Below are 17,273 nucleotides of genomic sequence, written 5' to 3'. Positions count from 1 at the left end.
TTGGACTTCCTACAGGCATCGCGCGCGCTCCCTCAGCGTGAACTTCTGCACCTTGCCGGTTGCAGTCGTCGGCAGCGGCCCGAAAACCACCGATTTCGGCGCCTTGAAGTGCGCGAGCCGGTCGCGGCAGAAGGTGATGATTTCCTCCTCGGTCGCCTGAGTGCCGGGCTTGAGCTGCACAAAGGCGCAGGGCGTCTCGCCCCATTTCGAATCCGGCCGCGCGACGACGGCGGCGAGCTGCACCGCCGGGTGCTTGTAGAGCGCGATCTCGACTTCGACGCTGGAGATGTTCTCGCCGCCCGAGATGATGATGTCCTTCGCGCGGTCCCTGATCTCCACGTAGCCGTTCGGATGCTCGACCGCGAGGTCGCCGGTGTGCATCCAGCCGCCGCGGAAGGCGTCGGCGGTCGCCTTCGGCTCCTTCAAATAACCGAGCATCACCGTATTGCCGCGAACCATGATCTCGCCGATCGACTGGCCGTCGCGGGGCACCGGCTTCATGGTCTTCGCATCTGCCACCATCTGCCCTTCGACCACAGGATAGCGGACGCCCTGGCGTGCGACAAAGCCGGCGCGTTCGGCGAGCGGCAGCGCCGACCAGTCATCCTGCGGCGCGCAATAGGTGGAAGGACCCTGCAGCTCCGTCATGCCGTAGATGTGCGTGACGCGGAAGCCGAGTTGCTCCATCGCTTCAATCACCTTGGCCGGCGGCGGCGAGCCGCCGGTCTGGATTTCTACCACATGGTTGAACCGGCGCAGTTGCTGGGCCGGCGCCGACGTCAGCATCGTCAGCACCGTCGGCGCGCCGCACATGTGCGTTACGCCGTTCTCGACGATCATCGGGAAGATCAGCGCCGGATCGACCTTGCGCAGGCACACATGCGTGCCGCTCATCGCCACCACCGACCATGGGAAGCACCAGCCGTTGCAGTGGAACATCGGCAGCGTCCAGAGATAGACCGGCTTCGGCGGCATCGGCCAGGCCATGATGTTGCCGACGGACTCGAGGAAAGTGCCGCGGTGATGATAGACAACGCCCTTCGGGTTGCCGGTGGTGCCGGATGTGTAATTGAGCGCGATCGCGCTGCTCTCGTCGGCCGGCGCGCTCCAGGCGAAGTTCGGATCGCCCTTGGCGATGAATGCCTCGTACTCGAACTTGCCGAGCCGTTCACCGGGCCCGGTATAAAGCTCGTCGTCAACGTCGATCACCAGCGGCCGCTTTTTCAGCGCCGCAAGCGCGGGACCAACCTGCGCCGCGAACTCGCGGTCGGTGATCAACACCTTCGCCTCGGCATGCTGGAGAATATAGGCGATCGTTGCCGCCTCGAGACGGGTGTTGATGGCGTTCAGCACCGCGCCGAGCATCGGCACGCCATAATGCGCCTCGACCATCGCCGGTACGTTCGGCAGCATGACCGAAACGGTATCGCCGCGCTTGACGCCGGTGCCAGCGAGCGCCGACGCGAGGCGACGGGCGCGCTCATAGAACTGGCGATAGCTGTAGCGCCGCTCGCCGTGGATCACCGCGGTCCGATCCGGATAGATCTCGGCCGAGCGGGGCAGGAACGAAATGGGCGTGAGCGGGGAGAAGTTTGCTTCGCTGCGGCCGAGGCCGGAAAACGCCCCGTTGCCGGCGCCACCGCGCGACCGTCGATTGGACTTCGCCGCAGGCGTCTTGCGTGCTGGCCTGGAGATCGTTCGCCTGGGCCGTGCAGCGCGCCTGCCTTGCGGTGATCGTACCATCGCTGCTCCTCCCGCGGCGCCCGCGCTGTGGCGAAGCGTCAGCGCGCGCCGTCCGATCCAATTCTCCTGGACCAGGGCGCCGAGCATATGCCGAACCGCGCCCTCCATTGCCGGCAGGATGACATTGTTGATCGCTGGCGGCGCCTTGGCAAGGCTGACTAGCCTGACCCGGCCGTCGGTGATGATGCCTATCCGGACGAATGCCCGCCAGATTGCCTGTCGTTCGATTGCTGCGGCACGGCATAATCCGCGCCGAAGACAAGGGACTTGCAAACGGGCGTGACATTCCTCAGGCTCACCATCGATTGCGGACGGTCAAGCACGAGTGCGACGCGAGACCGGCCTTGCAGGATCCTCAAACCACAAGAGAGGCGGAAAAACCGCCCGCTTTTCAGCAGGAGGAGACCCCATGAGAATTGTCAGTATTGCGGCTGCCGCGCTGCTTGCCGGCATGACGACCAGCCTTTCCGGCGGCGCTCTGGCCCAGGAGCGTACCGTCAAGATCACCGGCTTCGGCGCCAAATCCGGCGTCGTCCGCGTGTTCGGCGTCAACAGCGAGGCGGCGATGAAGGCGGCCGCCGAGCAGATCAACAAGGCGGGCGGCGTCACCCTGGGTGACGGCGCGAAAGCGAAGCTTTCGGTCGAATTCCTCGATGATCGCTGCAACGCCGAGGAGGGAATCTCCGTCATCCGCCGCATCGCTTCGACGGATGCCTTTGTGGCGATCGGGCCGACTTGCTCGAACGTTGCCGAGTCGCTATTCGGCATCCTGCAGAAGAAGGTGGGCGATGCCTCCGACAGCGGACTGCAATTTCCTGTTTTCGCCGACGTAGCTGCCAAGGGCGGCCTCGCCGCGATTTCCGAGTGGGCGTTTCGCAACGTCCCGAGTGAGCTCGAAATGTACAAGTCGCTGTTCGCGTGGCTGAAGCGGGAGCATCCCAATCTGAAGACGATCTACGGCGGCGTCGAAAAGGACTTTGCGCATTCGAATGCCACCTACGGCGTGATGAAGAAGCAGGCCGAGGAGAACGGCTTCCAAGTGCTCGGGACCGGCGAGTGGCTGCTGAACGACACGACCTTCTCGACGCAGGTGCGCGAAATGCGCCGTGCCAATCCGGAGATTGTCGCCATTTCCGCCCACCCATTCACGACCTGCGGGGTGCTGCGCGAGATGGACCGCCAGGGCGTGAAGCCGAAACTCCTGATCGGCCTGACCAGTTCGTCCAGCATTGAGACGTTGCAGGGTTGCGCCAAACAGGCGGAAGGCATCATCATACCGACCAGCTTTGCGCCCGTCACCCCGGAGGCGAAAGCCGCGGCCGACAACGTCTCCAAGCAAGGCGGCAGCATGGATCTGCACAGCGCGGCGGCCTACGAGATCATGTTCATCCTCAAGGACGTGATCGAGAGCCAGAAGATCATGGCAAAGCCCGATACCGTGCAGGCCGACCGCAACAAGATGCGTCAGGGGTTGGCCGCGTTGAAGGAAACAAAAGGGCTGCTCGGCACGGTTGGGCGCACCAACGACCGCGAGGCGATCAAGCCGTACCTCTACGTGCATGCGAAGGACGGGAGTTGGCAGGTCCTCCACAAGCCTTCGTCGTGATCGCCGTCAAGGACGCGGCGGGCCCGGCTGGCCCGCTGCATCCTGTCAACCTTGACCCTGTAGTGTAGGGGGCACCGCAGTGGACCTGCTTGATCTGTTCGATGCCGTGCAGTCCGTCGCCGACGGGTTGCTGTTCGGCTCCACCTACGCGCTGCTCGGAATAGGTTTCACGCTCATCTTCGGTGTGATGCACAAGATCAACCTTTCCTATGCCGCAGCGTCGATCGGCGCTGCTTACGGAAGCCTGCTGCTTCTCAGCGGCTTCACAGCGCCGGCCATCATCGTCTTCATGGCCGCGGCGCTATGCGGCGGGGTGATCGGTGCGCTCGTCTATTTCATCGGCTTTAAGTTCATCCCCGTCGCCAATCCGCTGGCCACCTTGATGTCGACTGTCGGCCTGTTGCTGCTGATCGACGAGATTATCGTGCACACGACCGAAGGCGTGCCGCTCGCCTATCCGGCGTTGTATTCCGACGTGGTCGTGCGGCTTGGCCCGTTCATGCTGCGCGGCGACCTGATGTTCGTCTTCCTGCTTGGTTGTGCCTGCATGGTGCTGTTCCTGCTGCTGCTTTATCGGACCAGGCTGGGCATCGCCACGCGCGCCGTCTCGCAGCAGCCGATCGCCTCGCAGCTCTGTGGCATCAGCATCCTGCAGGTGAACGTTCTGACCTTCGTGGTCACCGGCATGCTGGGCGGAATTGCCGGTGCCATGAGCGGCGCGGCGATCGGCATGCTGTCGCCGCTGTTGGCTCAGCCGCTCACCGTCAAGGGCCTGATTGTCACCGTGATTGGCGGCCTCGGCAGCATACCAGGGGCGATCATCGCCGGCCTGATCGTGGGCGGGCTGGAGAGCCTGTTCCAGTTCCTGCGTGGTGTGACCGAACGAGACCTCTACATTATGATGCTCCTGTTCGCCTTCCTCGTGTTCCGGCCGGGAGGCATCTTCGCCAAGGCGGCCGGGCGCGACTGAGAGGGGGAGGCATGGATTTCTATTTCGGTCTCGCGCAAGTCATCGGCGTCCATACGCTGCTGGGGCTCTCGGCTTACTGCGTGCTGCTCACCGGCCAGGTGAGCCTGGCGCAGGCGGCTTTCTTCGCCATCGGCGCCTATGTCGCGGCGATCCTCACCGTCATCTTCAAGTGGCATCTGTTTGCCGCGCTCGGCGTTTCCGCGGTCGTTTCCGGCCTGACCGCCTGCGCCGTCGGCTTCCCGGCGCTACGCGTGAAAGGATTGATGCTGGTCGTCGCCACGCTCGCCTTCGGCGAGGCCGTGCGTCTGTTCTTCTTCAATTTCACCTACCAGATCCAGGCGGGCGAGCTGAAGATCGGTCCGCACGGCGCCGAAGGTTTCCGCCAGATCCGCTATTTCCCGGAGCATGGCTGGTCCACCTTCGACGTCCTCGTATTCATCTGGCTGATGGTGGCGATCGTCATGGCATGCCTGTGGTGGCTCGATCGATCGCGCGCCGGCGCCGTGATGCGCGCGGTCGGTGAGGACGAGGTTGCGGCGCACAGCTCCGGCATCAACGTCACGGCGGTGAAGGTGTCGGCGATGACCATCGGTGGCGTCATCGCCGGAATCGGCGGTGGCATTTTTGCGCACTACACGACGCACATCGAGCATGTGCAGTTCGGCGTCATTCTGGCGACCTTCGCCATCGCCTATCCGATTCTCGGCGGGCTTTCGAACGTGTTCGGCACGTTGCTCGCCGTCATCTTCATCCAGGGCTTCCTGATCGAGGGCCTGCGCTTTCTCGGCGATTGGCGCAATTTGCTGTTCGGCGCGCTGATCGTGCTGGCGATGAACCTGCGGCCGCGCGGTTTTCTCGACGCGGGCGGCGTCGCCTCCCTGAAACGCATGCTGTTCGCGGGCAAGGAGAGTTCCGGTGCTTGACCTTCAGGGCATCGCCAAGCATTTCGGCGGCGTCCACGCGGTGGACGGAGTAGATCTGACCGTGAAGCGCGGCGAGATTCTCGGCCTCATTGGGCCGAACGGCTCGGGCAAGAGCACGATCGTCAACCTGGTCTCAGGCCTGTTTCCATTGACCTCAGGCCGGATTCTCTTCGATGGCGACGATATCTCGGACCTGCCGTCCCATGCGCGGGTGGGCCTCGGCATCGCACGAACCTTCCAGAATATCCGGCTGTTCGGGCAACTGTCGGTCTGGCAGAACCTCTGGGTCGCGCAGAACTCCCGCCTGCAGCGGCAGGAAATGTTCTTCACGCGCTGGTTCGGCGGCTCCGCGGGCGTGCAGGCGGAAATCGAGCGAACGCTCGAATTCTTCGACCTTGCGCACAAACGCCACGAGCTCGCTGCCAATCTATCCTTCGGCGAGCAGCGGCGGCTGGAATTCGCCCGCGCCATTTCCGCCAAACCCAGCCTTCTGCTGCTCGACGAGCCGGCAGCGGGCATGAATGCCGAAGAGGTGGATCAGCTCGATGCCCGCATCCGCAAGATGCGCGATGACGGGTTTACGGTCCTGTTGATCGAGCATCACGTCGAGCTGGTTATGTCGGTCGCTGACCGGATCGCCGTTCTGAACTTCGGTCGCAAGATCGCCGAGGGGCCGCCGGCTGCCGTGCAGGACGATGCCGCCGTGCGCGAAGCCTATCTCGGCACGCGGTGAGGTGAATCATGCTGGACGTGTCGGACCTCGTGACGACTTACGGTAAGATCGAAGCGCTCAAGGGCGTGTCGCTGCAGGTCGAGGGCGGGAAGATCACCTGCCTGCTCGGACCGAACGGCGCCGGCAAGACGACCCTGATGATGACCATCGCCGGAATTCTCAGACCCCGGCGCGGCTCGATCAAGCTCGGAGGTGTCGAGCTGGTCGGGCTGTCGCCCGCGAAAATCGTCTCGCGCGGCATCGCGCTGGTGCCGGAGAACCGGCTGGTCTTCCCCGAGATGTCGGTGCGCGAGAACCTGCTGGCGGGGGCATACCAGCGCAGGGACAAGAGCGAGATCGCCGACGACATGGAGCGCATGTACGCGCGCTTTCCGCGACTGAAGGAGCGGAGGGAACAGCTTGCCGGCACGTTGTCCGGCGGCGAACAGCAGATGCTGGCGGTTGCTCGCGCATTGATGTCGCGCCCTCGCGTGCTGTTGATGGACGAGCCCTCGCTCGGACTCGCGCCCCTTGTCGTGGCGGAGATCTTCGATATCGTCGCTGCGCTCAATCGCGACGGCACCACCATTCTGCTGGTGGAGCAAAATGCACACATGGCCCTGAAGGTGGCGCACCAGTTTTTCCTGATGGAGCAGGGCCGCGTCACCTTCCGGGGCACGCCCGGCCAGCTGGCGGAGGACGAGGTGATCCAGCGGGCCTATCTCGGTGCCCGCCGCGCCGCTCGATGAGCCGACAGGTCAGGGGCCGATGATCGATCTCATCCAGAATACGATCGACGGCGTGATGATCGGCTCGTCCTACGGGCTGCTCGCGCTCGGCTTCACCGTCATCTTCGGCGTCATGCGGCGTCTCAACCTGTCCTACGGGCCCACCGTCATGATCGGCGCCTATTTCGGCACCGTGCTCTATCTGGACTTTGGCGCCGGGCCGCTCGCGGTCGCTGCGGCCGTTGTCACCGGAGCGGTGATCTCCGGCATCTACGTGGAACGGCTCTGCTTCGCACCGATGAAGGCCGGCGCCGGGATCGCGTCGATGGTGTCGAGTTTTGCGATCTGGATGCAACTGGAGCAGGCAGCGGTGCTGGTCCTGCCGCGTCACACCTACCCGTTCCCGCCGCTCGCGACCGGCGCCGCGCTCGAGATCGGTCCATTGCTCGTCCGTCCCGACCACCTGATCATGCTGGCGAGCGCGCTTCTGCTCGCCGCTGTTGTGCAGCTCGCGGTCTATCGCACGCGCTTCGGTCTTGGCCTGCGTGCGGTGATCGCCAACCCGATCGCGGCGAACCTGGTCGGCGTGGATGTCGGGCGCCTGGTCATGCTGGCGTTCGCCGCGGCATCGGCCATCGGAGGGGTGGCCGGTTTTCTCGTGTTGGCGGTCGACCAGCAGGTGACGCCGATGTTCGGCATGTGGGCAACGCTCAAGGGCCTGATCGCGATGATGATTGGCGGCCTCGGATCGATACCCGGCGCGCTGCTCGGCGGACTGCTGCTCGGCGTCGTCGAGGTGCACAGCCACTGGCTGTTCGGGCCCCAGGTGCGCGATTTGTTTGCCTATTTCATGCTGTTCGCTTTCCTTGTGGCGCGTCCGGGCGGCCTGCTCGGCCGCACGGCCGACGTCGAGCTGTCGCACAGGGTTTGACCGATGGATGACTATCTGGTCAGCGTATTTTCCAACATCGGGGTCATCTCGTTCGTCGCGCTGTCCGCCTATCTCCTGCTGCTCACCGGAGAAATTTCCTTCGGGCAGCAGGCGTTCTTTGCAATCGGCGCGTATGCAGCCGGCATGGCTACTGCGATGTGGGGCTGGCCGCTGGCGCTGGGTATTGCCTGGGGCGCAGCGGCGGGTGCAGCTTGCGCCGTATCGCTTGGCATCCCGACATTGCGGCTTCGCGGACTTCAGTTCTCGATCGCGACGCTTGCGTTCGCCGAGATGGTGCGAATCCTGTTCGAGCTGTTCCGTTATCAGGTTGACATCGACGGCGAACCGGTTGGACCCAACGGCACTGACGGCTTTCGCAGTATCCGTTACATCTTCGATCACAACATCGAAACTTTCGATTTCATGATACTGATCTATACGATGCTGGCGGTCACGCTTGCAGGCTTTATGCTGCTCGAACGCTCGCGGCTTGGCGTCATCTTCCGCATGATCGGTGAGGATGCGACGCTTGCCTCACTGCAGGGGATAGCGGTCGCCCGCTACAAGGTTCTCGCGGCCGGCATCGCCGGCGCGCTCGCCGCGGTCGGCGGCGGCCTCTACGCCCATCTGACCACCTATGTGGAGCCGCGAACCTTCGATGTCATGCTCGGTGTGCATTCCCTTGCCTATGGTCTGATCGGCGGGCTCGGCACTGCGCTTGGACCGCTGCTCGGGGTCGTCATCGACGTCGGGCTCCTCGAGTCAGTGCGACTGTTTGCGGGCTACCGCATGATCATTTTCGGCGGTCTGGTTGCGTTGCTGCTGATCGTTCGTCCGCGCGGCCTGCTTGATGAGCGGCTGGTGCACGGAATTGGCCGATTGCTCCGGAACACGATATCCGGATCGACCCGAACAAGACGAGGACCGCGATGAGAACGATGGTTTGCATGCTTGTTGCCGTGGCGGCATTGATGGCCGGTTATCCGCAAGACGCGCACGGCCAGGTGCGCGCCAAGGCCGCTGTGACCTGCGTCTCGGCCGGGCAGGTGCTGGAGTACGACTGCACGATCAGGCTCGCGAACGCGCGCTCCGGCGAACCGCTCTCCGGGCTGACCGTATCCGTCGGAGCGGACATGCCCTCGATGCCCGGCATACACAACGTGCGCCCCGTGAAAGCGACTGAGCAGGCGGAGAAGGGCGTTTATCAGGTACGCCTTGAGCTTGAGATGCACGGCGACTGGGCGGTGCATATCGACCTGAGCGGGCCCATGCGCGACCGCGTGATTGCGATGCTGCATTTCGCGGAAGCGGAAGTCACCGAGTCGTCCTCGGGTCGGAACAAGCGCTGACACGGCTCTCGATCACATTCGTGGAAAGAACTCTTCGGCAAGCCTACGAAACCCATCAAGCTTCGACAATTGAGCCTCCGAGGCGCGCTTTGGCCTGCCGCATGGTCGCTGCGTAGTACGGGCGATCCACAGCCTCGAATGAGTCCGAGGTTTAGGCTGGGCAAACCTCCGATGTCGCTTTCATTGAGGCTGAGATCCATGCGGAGAAACGGAACGAATATCGTAGATTTGCGTGGTGTGTGGAAGCCGGTAGCGCTTCCCCGCTACCAATCGCACGATTTTGCACGCCAAACTACGATTTTGTACGATCGATCACGCAAGGGCGGCCTGCATTCGATTCAACTCGACCGACCCATCATGTGGAGCTCGTCGTTCGGTCGCATGCTGGAGACGTTCGCCAGACGGTTGGACATGCCGAAGAAGGCCGCGATCGCGGCGATATCCCGGACATCGTCATCCGTGAAGCCGAGGGCCTTCAGCGCGGCGATGTCGACATTCGCCGACGTTTCCGGGTGGTCTTTTTGTACTGACGCACAACTACACCGGCTATCCCATGGTCCGCCATGCGCGCGAGATGATCGCCGCCGGCGAGCTCGGCCGCATCCGCGTGGTACAGTCCTAGTATCCGCAGGAATGGCTGACCACGCCTCTTGAGCGCACAGGCCAAAAGCAGGCGGAATAGCGCACGGATCCCGGGCGCAGCGGCGCCGGCGACTGCCTGGGCGATATTGGCACCTACGCCTTCAATCTCGCGGAGTTCGTCGTGGGCTCGCGTGTCGAACGGGTTGCGGCCGAGCTTACGACGTTCGTCTAAGGTCGCCGCCTCGATGATAACGTGCAGATGATGCTGCGTTTCAACAACGGCGCACGGCGCCCTGTAGTCAAGCCAGGTGCGCCCGGCCAGTCCGGCTGTGAGGCTGAAGCGGTCATAGTTCGGGCGCTTGCGATGTCTGCCAATGAACCAACTGCGACATCGATAGCGATCGTCTCATCCAATGCATGGCTCAACGCTGCTCAGTCGCATTCCGTTCGTGACGTTCGGCGGCGCTATGATCGGAAACAAGCCCCGCGCTTCCGATAGCGGCGGGGTGCGTGATCTAGCCGAGCTCGATCTGTTTCCCTTAGCTCGCAAAGGTTCGACTGCTTTCGCGCACCTTTGCCTTGACTTCCAAGGAGGTAATGAGCTTGCCAGCTGGCCCTGATTGCGAAGGCTTCAGTTGCCGCTATTATTTGCAAATGGACGAAAAGTTTCTAGGCAGATTGGAAAAGCGGCTTGGATCCCAACGGGCACACGAGCGATTGAAGTTCGAGGCGGATCACCGAGCCCAAGTATTTGGCCAAGGCCTGACTTTCTTCCATCTAGAGAACCGGTTCTCGGCACCGGCGATCATCCGAACAGCGCTTACATTCATGGGGCTGTACGAGCGCGCGCGCCGCAACGCCGGCCATGCATGATCCGGTAGAACGAAATCACGTTCGAAGATCTACCTTCCTCGTTTGAGAACTTCACGATCCTTCACGTCAGCGACTTGCATGTGGACATAAGCGAATCGGCTATGAAACTTTTGGTCCAGATCATCGATACGCTAGCGTGCGATATCTGCGTGCTGACCGGCGACTATCGGGGGAAGACTTATGGGCCGATCGAGATTGCCATGGAAGCCGTCGCTAACCTAAGGGCGAAGATAACATTGCCGGTCTACGCAGTCCTAGGAAACCACGACACCATTGAGATGGTCCCACGGCTGGAAGACATGGATATACGAGTACTGATGAATCAATGCGAGATCCTGAAACTCGGTGACGAGCAACTCTATCTGGCTGACTAGACGATGCTCATTTTGACAGCAGACGACATAGCCACAGCTGCGTCAGGTTTCCGAAAAGATGAATTCTCGATCTTGTTGTCCCACACACCCGAAGTGTATCGCCAGGCAGCTGAAGCCGGCTTTGATCTGATGCTAAGCGGCCACACACACGGGGGACAACTCTGCCTGCCCGGATCAATCCCGATCAAGCTTGAGGCAATGTTACCTAGACGCATGGGCACGGGAGCTTGGAGATATGGGGAGATGGGCGGATACACTTCCGTAGGCGCCGGGACGAGCCTTCTGCCGGTCCGGCTCAACTGTCCTCCAGAAGTGACTTTGCACGTTCTCCATCGCAAGCAGCCGTAGTCGGATTGTAAACCGTCAGGGGGGGTCTGGTAGTCCAGTGAATCGGCGTGGTTCGTGCTGCGCGGAATCATGGCCGGGCAGCCGGTCTCAACGACGTTAGCGGCACTTTCGCTACGCCTGCTCTCGAGAGCGAAGCGGAATCGCGAGCGGCGTAATGTCTTTGCACGAGAAGCGATCACGCTCGTCTGTTTCTTTGCGAGTGGCAAGCAAAACTCGTTCGACATGCGCTTAACTCGGCGACCGCCATGCCGGGCTTTAATTGCAGCTTGCTGATTGCAATTCACATACCTGGAGTTCAGATGTTCTTCGTTCGAAAACACGACATCCTCATTGCCGCGTCGCCGGAGGCGGTATTCGACTATGTTTGCACCGCATTCCTGGCCCGAATGGCTGGCCGCATCGCAGAAGATCGAGGGGCCAAATCAGCCGTTAAAACTCAGCCAAACTTTTCGCGAGAAGTGGCAGACGCGGCGTGGCACGATCGAGCTGCATTGGACGGTGACCGAGAGCAACCGTCCGAGCACATGGACGTGCAAGGCCGATACCGATTTCATCGGTCCGATCGTCATCCGCTACACGTTTGCAGATGAGAAAGGCCACACTCGCTATACGCGGGAGCTCACCAATCCCGATCGGCCATCCGAGCCGACCGATGACCAGCTCCTGCGCATGGACGAGGAAGCCCGGATCGGGCTCGGCAATATCAAGAAACAGGTCGAGTGGCGTTTCGCCGCCCGCCGTGTCAGCCCCTATCCGTGCTGAAACGCGGGAGACCACGCGATGACGACTGAGATCACGGTCAGGGTCGGTCCGGACAAATATCAGGGGGCACGCCCGTTGTAGCGCGCTTGCGCCAGAGTTGTTTCAGCTCGATGAGTTCGGACACGCGCGGGAAAGCGCGAGCAGCTTCGCCGCCCCTGACCTGATCGACAAGGCCTACATCGCACGCGCGAATTGTCCGGAGGAAGCCATCATCCTCACCGAGCGGCCTAAACCAGTTCCATAGCGCCCAGACCTGGGCATTGGCGACGGCCGGCCCATTGCGCCGTCACGGCGGTACGTCAAGGGCGGCTTGCCGCTCGTATCACCTTTGACGTGGCGACGGAGCTGCCCAGGCAAGGATCACTCGGCCGAGTTCACGCGGATTTCGGATTGGACGAGCCTGCATCCCTTCGCTTCGGTGCAGCGGTCCATCGGAACAACAAGCATCTCCCTCAACCTGCGTTGCTTCTCTCCTTGGGAAAAAGGAGGCGCTAACTGGTCGGCTCTTCTCCGAATCTCACTTTCCAAGGCGGCTCGCTGGTCAGGAGTAAGAGCCTTCCCAGCCGTCATTAAAAGGAAGCCAACTAGATCATGCCGCCGTAAGTCCAAATCCAGAATGATGAGCCCGAAAGGACCATCGGGGGTACTCACCCGCTTAAAAATGCAATCATAGCTGTTCTGGCAAAGCGAATATTGCTTCAAGTTCACATACCGCATGCTGCATTCCGGAGGCGTTTCCAAACGAACGACGCAGACCGCCAGATCCGGCGCATTTTTGTTGGGGATGGGCATGGCCGTCGGACCGCGCCCCCCGCCAATGCCTGGAATGCCGTCCCAGGGTTCTCCGTTGGCCTTCGTGTGGTCGGCCGCCACGGTGATGCTGATGGGTTTCCCTTCATCGGCTAGGCAGTAGGCGGGGAACACCAGAATAAACAAAATGGCCCACAAAGACCGTCGGCTTATGCGCGAATGCCAACTAGCGACTCGGTAAGAGCGCCTGAACAAGCACGACTGATGTATTTGCATGTTGCGCATCCGACAGGTTTTCCTGACACGGGCTCGCGATTCATTGATGATCCTTTTGCAAGATCAACATATTCTCGCGTACGGATGCGTCAACGCCTAAGCGACAAGCTCTATGGCAGAGCGCCTAAGAGAGGTACTTGTGAATTAAGCGGATTTCGATTCCGCCATCCGACGTCCGATCCGTCCGGCTGCAGCCAGCACTCAAAACCCTGAATTCGTTATTAGGACAGCTCTTCTCGCGGCTAAACTTCAAGGTGTTTGGAAAGCAGCGTCAGTTCTCGCTCTCGGTGCGCGATCCAACGGTCTTGCGAGGACACCGCAATGGCAGGGCTGGACTGCCGATTGAAACCGCCCAAGCCTCTTGAAGCATGACCCAATAGATCAACACCTTCCCCCAGAACGCCGCAACGAAATCGCAACGAATTGGGTGAAACGACCGTGAACAAAACGAGACGGTATCGACTGTCACAGCAAGAAAAATCAATGACTTAGAGCATGTGCACTGCGTTCGGGACGCAGGGGTCGCAGGTTCGAATCCTGCCACTCCGACCATTATGTTTGCCGTTCATTTATCAGGGCTTTTTCTGATTGCTGGCGGTTCCCGAGTCAACCGCCGATTCCCTTCCAAAGCCAAACACAGATATGCGTTCGCGCGGCGCGCACGGCGTCCGGGGCTTGGCCAGTCTCACCCTCGAAAATGGAGGGTGCAGGGAATGCCGCGTGCCGGCTAGCACCCGCGGTCTCGTGTGCCGATATTGGAAGGAAATGCACACGAGCATACAGGTACAGCCGGAGCCGGAGCAGCCCGGCATTCCCTGCGCAATGGGTTGACGGCTTATGCCGCGCTCTCCCTGGAGACGAATTCCTCTTGCCTCCATCGCTGCCGGCTTGATGGCTCCTCGATCCGGTGGATCGACTTCGCCATCGGCAGCTCGGCAGCTAGTTCGCGGCGCGGATGCCCCGTTCACGTATGATCGCGCCGAACCGATCGGAGTCCTTGCGGGACCTTTCCTTGAACTCTTCCGGAGACATCGGTGCAGCTATGTTTCCGAGGGTCGCGATGCGTTCGTTCAGCGCGGCAATTGCAAGCGATCGATTAATTTCCTTGTTCAGGCGCGCGACAATATCGGGTGAGGTTCCGGCTGGCGCATAGATGCCGAATACGGCGTCCGCGTCAAAGCCGGTAAGGCCGAGTTCGTCGAGCGTGGGTACATCAGGAAGTTGCGGCGATCGCTGCGGGCTTCCGATCGCAAGCGCGCGCAGCTTGCCGGCTTTGACGTGCTCGATGGCAATGCCCGGGTCGAACAGGAAGTCGAGTTGACCCCCGAGGAGGTCATTGAGCGCAGGCGCGGCGCCGCGGTAAGGCACGTGTACTGCGCTCGTGCCGGTCATGCCTTTCAACATTTCTGCCGCAAGATGGGGAGAACTGCCGATACCGGGCGATCCGAAATTCCGCTTTTCCGGATTGGCCTTCAGGTCGGCAATGAATCCCTTGAAATCCCGCACCGGACTGTCAGCGCGAATGACGAGATAGAAGGGGACGCGTGCGACGGAAGCGACGGGGATGATGTCCTTCGCGGGGTCGAATGGCATCTTGGCATACAGATGGGGATTGATCGCCACCATCCCGCCCGAAGACATCAGCAAAGTGTAGCCATCCGGCGCGGACCTCGCCACGAATTCCCCGCCGAGATTTCCGCCAGCGCCTCCTCTGTTTTCGATCACGACGGACTGGCCGAAAGTTTCGCTGAGAGGCTGGCCTATGAGACGCGCGAGCTGATCTGCTGCGCCTCCCGCAGGAAAATTGACGATGAGACGGATGGACTGGGTGGGCCAGGTCTGTGCCGAAGTCTGTGCCAGCGAAGTAGATATCAGGCCCGCGGTGAGGGCGAGCGCGATCACAATGGCTCTCATGATTGTCTCCCTAGCTCGTACAATTGGAAGGAATAGCTGATATCCTCGATCCATCCGCAGGATCTCGTTTCGCCTATGAAAGAGGGCGAACGGCAAGTCACTTTCCACCCGCGAGAAAATCGCCGATCGCCCCGACACAGGTGGGGTCTTCCTGCATGGCGAAGTGCCCAACGCCGGGCACGACATAAGTGCGCGATTTTGGGATCGCGCTCGCCCAGAGTTCTGCCTGACTGGCAAGTGCGACCCTGTCTCGATTGCCCCACACGATCAGCGTTTCGTTGGGTATCCGGCTTAACCACCGACCGAGATTTGGGTGTCCCATGCCGTGCGCCTTCTGAATATTGCTTAGCGCCTTGGCTTCCTTTTCCCTTGCCGCAACGAACTGTTCTGGCGGCGGCGCAAGCGAGCCTCCGGGAAAGTATTGGGCCGCGACTTCCGCACGGTGCGCCAGGTAGCGAGGCAAATCTTGCGGAGCGACTTTACTGAGGTCGGTGCCGCGATGATCGGGGTGGTTGAGCCCGGCAGGCGCGTTCAGCACCAGGCGCGCAAAACGTTCGCCGGCGACCGCAGCCATTTCTGCTGCCATCCAGCCGCCCATCGAATGACCCACGAGGTGCGGCCGATCCAGCCCCAATGCTGCGATGAGCCGCAAATTGTGGATGATCAAGTCCTGCATCCCGCAAATATGCGGCGCAGGTCCGCTTTCGCCGAAGCCGGGGTGAAACGGCAGATAGACTCGAAACCTGTCGGCCAAACCGCGCGCCCATTCCTGCCCCTCGATCGTCGCCGCTCCGTGCAGCGCCAGGACGGCCGGGCCCGTTCCGATGGTCTTTACGACCGTGTCCACGGCGTCGATTTCGAGCCTTATCGTTTCGAATACCACGTCAAACTCCTTCCTGACCGCGCGCCGGTCTCGAGGATCGTCGAATCGGGGCTACGAGGCTGTGAATCTTTCATTTCGGCTTGGCGGATGTAGCGGAGATCAAGGCGGTCGTGATTCTCTATGTGCGTTGATTCGCCGGAGAGAATAATGGCTGACGAAGGGCTCTTTGGAGAATTGCCGGAACAGGTAAAGCCCCGAGCGGGTGCGGAGCCGCGTGGAGCGCCGCGACTGCGCGAGCCAATGCGCGAGCAGATCGAACTTCGCGCTGTGGATATCGAGAGCCTGATCGGGCAAGAGCATCCGGCGCGCGTGATCTGGGGCTATGTTGAGGGGCTGGACCTGAGCGAGCTTGAGGATCGGGTCAAGGCGCGGGAGAATACGCCCGGCCATCCGCCGCCATCGCCACGACTGCTGCTGGCTCTTTGGCTTTACGCCACGAGCGATGGCGTGGGCAGCGCGCGTGCCTTGGCCCGCCTCTGCGAGAACCATGACGTCTATCGCTGGCTCTGTGGCGGGGTGTCGATGAACTATCACACGCTGTCGGACTTCCGGGTCGGTTGTGCCGACCTGCTCGACCGGTTGCTGAGCGAGCATCTGGCGGCGCTGAGCAAGGCGGGGCTGGTCGATCTGGAGAAGTTGACCCAAGACGGGGTGCGGATACGGGCCAATGCGGGGACCGGATCGTTCCGGCGCGAGGCGACGCTGGATCGGCAGATGGCGCAGGCCCAGGCGATAGTGGAGGAGCTGAAGCGCGAGGTCGATGCGGATCCGGAAGCCAGCAATCGGCGCATCCGGGCCGCCAGGGAGCGCGCGGCGCGCGAACGCAGCGAGCGCGTACAGGCTGCGCAAGCGGCGCTGGCCGAGATCAAGCGCAAGCGAAAGCAACTCGACGAGAAGGGCGGCAATGGCAAAAAGCCGAAGGAACCGCGGGCCTCTACCACAGACCCGCAGGCACGGGTGATGAAGATGGCGGATGCCGGCTTCCGTCCAGCCTACAACGTGCAGGTGGCCAGTGCAGCGGGCGAGCTGATCGTGGTCACGGTCGATGTCGATAACAATGGATCGGATCGCGGCCTGATGCGGCCGATGCTGGAACGAACGCGCTCACTGCTGGGCTGCTTTCCCCGCCGCCACCTCGTCGATGGCGGGTTCTGCAGCGCCGAGGACATCGAGTGGGCGCATGGCAAAGGCGTTGACGTCTACTGCCCACCAACACAATCCAGGAGTGGCATCGATCCTTATTTGCCCCGGCCCGGCGACAGCCCGGGCGTGTTGGCCTGGCGTGCCCGCATGGCCAGCGAAGATGGCAAGGCGCAGTACCGAGCCCGCACGATCTGCGAATGCATCCATGCCCGCTGGCGCAACTGGGACCTGCGGCAATTGACCGTCCGCGGCATCGACAAGGTCCGCGCCGTCGTGCTCTGGTTCGCGCTCACCAACAACATCTTGCAGGGCCACCGTCTCGCCAAAACCTAGTGGCACCGCCAACGTCCGTCTCTTCACAACGGTCGGATCAACTCACACCCTGACCTCGCCTTGCCAATCCCCG

17 protein-coding genes and 2 pseudogenes are annotated in these 17,273 nt (G+C 61.8%); 14 read left to right on the top strand and 5 right to left on the bottom strand.

The window, feature by feature from the left end:
* Positions 1 to 9: 9 nt before the first annotated feature.
* Entirely contained in the window at positions 10 to 1,743 is a 1,734-nt protein-coding gene (locus LMTR13_RS30880) for an acyl-CoA synthetase (protein ID WP_083219521.1), read from the bottom strand.
* Between the two features lie 409 nt (positions 1,744 to 2,152).
* Between LMTR13_RS30880 and LMTR13_RS30875 the strand changes: the two genes are divergently transcribed.
* The 8 genes from LMTR13_RS30875 (at position 2,153) to LMTR13_RS30840 (ending at position 8,962) form a co-directional block, all read left to right on the top strand.
* Positions 2,153 to 3,349, top strand: coding sequence for an ABC transporter substrate-binding protein (locus tag LMTR13_RS30875; protein WP_065731061.1), 1,197 nt, complete (start codon positions 2,153 to 2,155; stop codon positions 3,347 to 3,349).
* A 79-nt stretch (positions 3,350 to 3,428) separates the two neighbouring features.
* Entirely contained in the window at positions 3,429 to 4,319 is an 891-nt protein-coding gene (locus LMTR13_RS30870) for a branched-chain amino acid ABC transporter permease (RefSeq protein ID WP_065731060.1), read from the top strand.
* Positions 4,320 to 4,330: 11 nt separating this feature from the next.
* A complete protein-coding gene (locus tag LMTR13_RS30865; protein ID WP_065731059.1) occupies positions 4,331 to 5,242 on the top strand; it encodes a branched-chain amino acid ABC transporter permease in 912 nt (303 codons plus the stop codon).
* On the top strand, positions 5,235 to 5,975 hold the full coding sequence (locus LMTR13_RS30860) for an ABC transporter ATP-binding protein (protein WP_065731058.1): 741 nt from the start codon (positions 5,235 to 5,237) through the stop codon (positions 5,973 to 5,975). Before LMTR13_RS30865 ends, LMTR13_RS30860 begins: the two co-directional genes overlap by 8 nt.
* An 8-nt stretch (positions 5,976 to 5,983) precedes the next feature.
* Positions 5,984 to 6,703 (top strand): ABC transporter ATP-binding protein, encoded by a 720-nt coding sequence (locus LMTR13_RS30855; protein ID WP_065731057.1) that lies wholly within the window; start codon positions 5,984 to 5,986, stop codon positions 6,701 to 6,703.
* Positions 6,704 to 6,722: 19 nt separating this feature from the next.
* Complete coding sequence (locus tag LMTR13_RS30850) at positions 6,723 to 7,613, top strand: branched-chain amino acid ABC transporter permease (RefSeq protein WP_156795868.1); 891 nt, start codon at positions 6,723 to 6,725, stop codon at positions 7,611 to 7,613.
* A gap of 3 nt (positions 7,614 to 7,616) precedes the next feature.
* Positions 7,617 to 8,546 (top strand): branched-chain amino acid ABC transporter permease, encoded by a 930-nt coding sequence (locus LMTR13_RS30845; RefSeq protein ID WP_065731055.1) that lies wholly within the window; start codon positions 7,617 to 7,619, stop codon positions 8,544 to 8,546.
* A gap of 14 nt (positions 8,547 to 8,560) precedes the next feature.
* Complete coding sequence (locus LMTR13_RS30840) at positions 8,561 to 8,962, top strand: FixH family protein (protein WP_065731054.1); 402 nt, start codon at positions 8,561 to 8,563, stop codon at positions 8,960 to 8,962.
* A 338-nt stretch (positions 8,963 to 9,300) separates the two neighbouring features.
* Here LMTR13_RS30840 and LMTR13_RS43035 read toward each other — a convergent pair.
* Positions 9,301 to 9,453, bottom strand: a pseudogene (locus LMTR13_RS43035) (peroxidase-related enzyme); the annotation flags it as partial.
* Between the two features lie 20 nt (positions 9,454 to 9,473).
* On the opposite strand from LMTR13_RS43035, the pseudogene LMTR13_RS43030 reads away from it, so the two are divergent.
* The 5 genes and pseudogenes from LMTR13_RS43030 to LMTR13_RS40015 form a co-directional block, all read left to right on the top strand.
* Positions 9,474 to 9,773 (top strand): annotated as a pseudogene (locus tag LMTR13_RS43030) (Gfo/Idh/MocA family protein); the annotation flags it as partial.
* A 368-nt stretch (positions 9,774 to 10,141) separates the two neighbouring features.
* The gene (locus LMTR13_RS43025) at positions 10,142 to 10,417 is read left to right on the top strand and encodes a hypothetical protein (protein WP_236843200.1); all 276 of its coding nucleotides are present in this window, start codon (positions 10,142 to 10,144) and stop codon (positions 10,415 to 10,417) included.
* A gap of 101 nt (positions 10,418 to 10,518) precedes the next feature.
* The gene (locus LMTR13_RS43020) at positions 10,519 to 10,791 is read left to right on the top strand and encodes a metallophosphoesterase (protein ID WP_236843199.1); all 273 of its coding nucleotides are present in this window, start codon (positions 10,519 to 10,521) and stop codon (positions 10,789 to 10,791) included.
* Positions 10,792 to 11,499: 708 nt separating this feature from the next.
* Positions 11,500 to 11,901, top strand: coding sequence for an SRPBCC family protein (locus LMTR13_RS30830; protein ID WP_236843198.1), 402 nt, complete (start codon positions 11,500 to 11,502; stop codon positions 11,899 to 11,901).
* A 97-nt stretch (positions 11,902 to 11,998) separates the two neighbouring features.
* On the top strand, positions 11,999 to 12,145 hold the full coding sequence (locus LMTR13_RS40015) for a hypothetical protein (protein WP_236843197.1): 147 nt from the start codon (positions 11,999 to 12,001) through the stop codon (positions 12,143 to 12,145).
* Between the two features lie 116 nt (positions 12,146 to 12,261).
* Here the strand turns inward: LMTR13_RS40015 and LMTR13_RS30825 are convergent, their stop codons facing one another.
* The 3 genes from LMTR13_RS30825 to LMTR13_RS30810 form a co-directional block, all read right to left on the bottom strand.
* Positions 12,262 to 12,837 (bottom strand): hypothetical protein, encoded by a 576-nt coding sequence (locus LMTR13_RS30825; RefSeq protein WP_156795866.1) that lies wholly within the window; start codon positions 12,835 to 12,837, stop codon positions 12,262 to 12,264.
* A 1,029-nt stretch (positions 12,838 to 13,866) separates the two neighbouring features.
* Positions 13,867 to 14,841: a Bug family tripartite tricarboxylate transporter substrate binding protein gene (locus LMTR13_RS30815; RefSeq protein ID WP_065731052.1), complete on the bottom strand. Its 975-nt coding sequence runs from the start codon at positions 14,839 to 14,841 to the stop codon at positions 13,867 to 13,869.
* A gap of 97 nt (positions 14,842 to 14,938) precedes the next feature.
* Positions 14,939 to 15,724, bottom strand: a complete 786-nt coding sequence (locus LMTR13_RS30810; protein ID WP_065731051.1) for an alpha/beta fold hydrolase — start codon at positions 15,722 to 15,724, stop codon at positions 14,939 to 14,941.
* Between the two features lie 147 nt (positions 15,725 to 15,871).
* Between LMTR13_RS30810 and LMTR13_RS30805 the strand changes: the two genes are divergently transcribed.
* The gene (locus LMTR13_RS30805) at positions 15,872 to 17,200 is read left to right on the top strand and encodes an IS1182 family transposase (protein WP_197520869.1); all 1,329 of its coding nucleotides are present in this window, start codon (positions 15,872 to 15,874) and stop codon (positions 17,198 to 17,200) included.
* Positions 17,201 to 17,273 lie beyond the last annotated feature (73 nt).

This window comes from Bradyrhizobium icense (assembly GCF_001693385.1).
Lineage (GTDB): Bacteria > Pseudomonadota > Alphaproteobacteria > Rhizobiales > Xanthobacteraceae > Bradyrhizobium > Bradyrhizobium icense.
The sequence above is the reverse complement of the archived record's forward strand: the minus strand, read 5'-3'. Positions and strand labels throughout refer to the sequence as shown.

Excerpts from the sequence above, each read along its gene's own strand:
- LMTR13_RS30880 (WP_083219521.1), bottom strand. The coding sequence starts at position 1,743 with ATGGTACGATCACCGCAAGGCAGGCGCGCTGCACGGCCCAGGCGAACG.
- LMTR13_RS30875 (WP_065731061.1), top strand. The coding sequence starts at position 2,153 with ATGAGAATTGTCAGTATTGCGGCTGCCGCGCTGCTTGCCGGCATGACG.
- LMTR13_RS30865 (WP_065731059.1), top strand. The coding sequence starts at position 4,331 with ATGGATTTCTATTTCGGTCTCGCGCAAGTCATCGGCGTCCATACGCTG.
- LMTR13_RS30855 (WP_065731057.1), top strand. The coding sequence starts at position 5,984 with ATGCTGGACGTGTCGGACCTCGTGACGACTTACGGTAAGATCGAAGCG.
- LMTR13_RS30850 (WP_156795868.1), top strand. The coding sequence starts at position 6,723 with ATGATCGATCTCATCCAGAATACGATCGACGGCGTGATGATCGGCTCG.
- LMTR13_RS30845 (WP_065731055.1), top strand. The coding sequence starts at position 7,617 with ATGGATGACTATCTGGTCAGCGTATTTTCCAACATCGGGGTCATCTCG.
- LMTR13_RS30840 (WP_065731054.1), top strand. The coding sequence starts at position 8,561 with ATGCTTGTTGCCGTGGCGGCATTGATGGCCGGTTATCCGCAAGACGCG.
- LMTR13_RS43025 (WP_236843200.1), top strand. The coding sequence starts at position 10,142 with ATGAGCTTGCCAGCTGGCCCTGATTGCGAAGGCTTCAGTTGCCGCTAT.
- LMTR13_RS43020 (WP_236843199.1), top strand. The coding sequence starts at position 10,519 with ATGAAACTTTTGGTCCAGATCATCGATACGCTAGCGTGCGATATCTGC.
- LMTR13_RS30830 (WP_236843198.1), top strand. The coding sequence starts at position 11,500 with ATGTTTGCACCGCATTCCTGGCCCGAATGGCTGGCCGCATCGCAGAAG.
- LMTR13_RS30815 (WP_065731052.1), bottom strand. The coding sequence starts at position 14,841 with ATGAGAGCCATTGTGATCGCGCTCGCCCTCACCGCGGGCCTGATATCT.
- LMTR13_RS30805 (WP_197520869.1), top strand. The coding sequence starts at position 15,872 with ATGGCTGACGAAGGGCTCTTTGGAGAATTGCCGGAACAGGTAAAGCCC.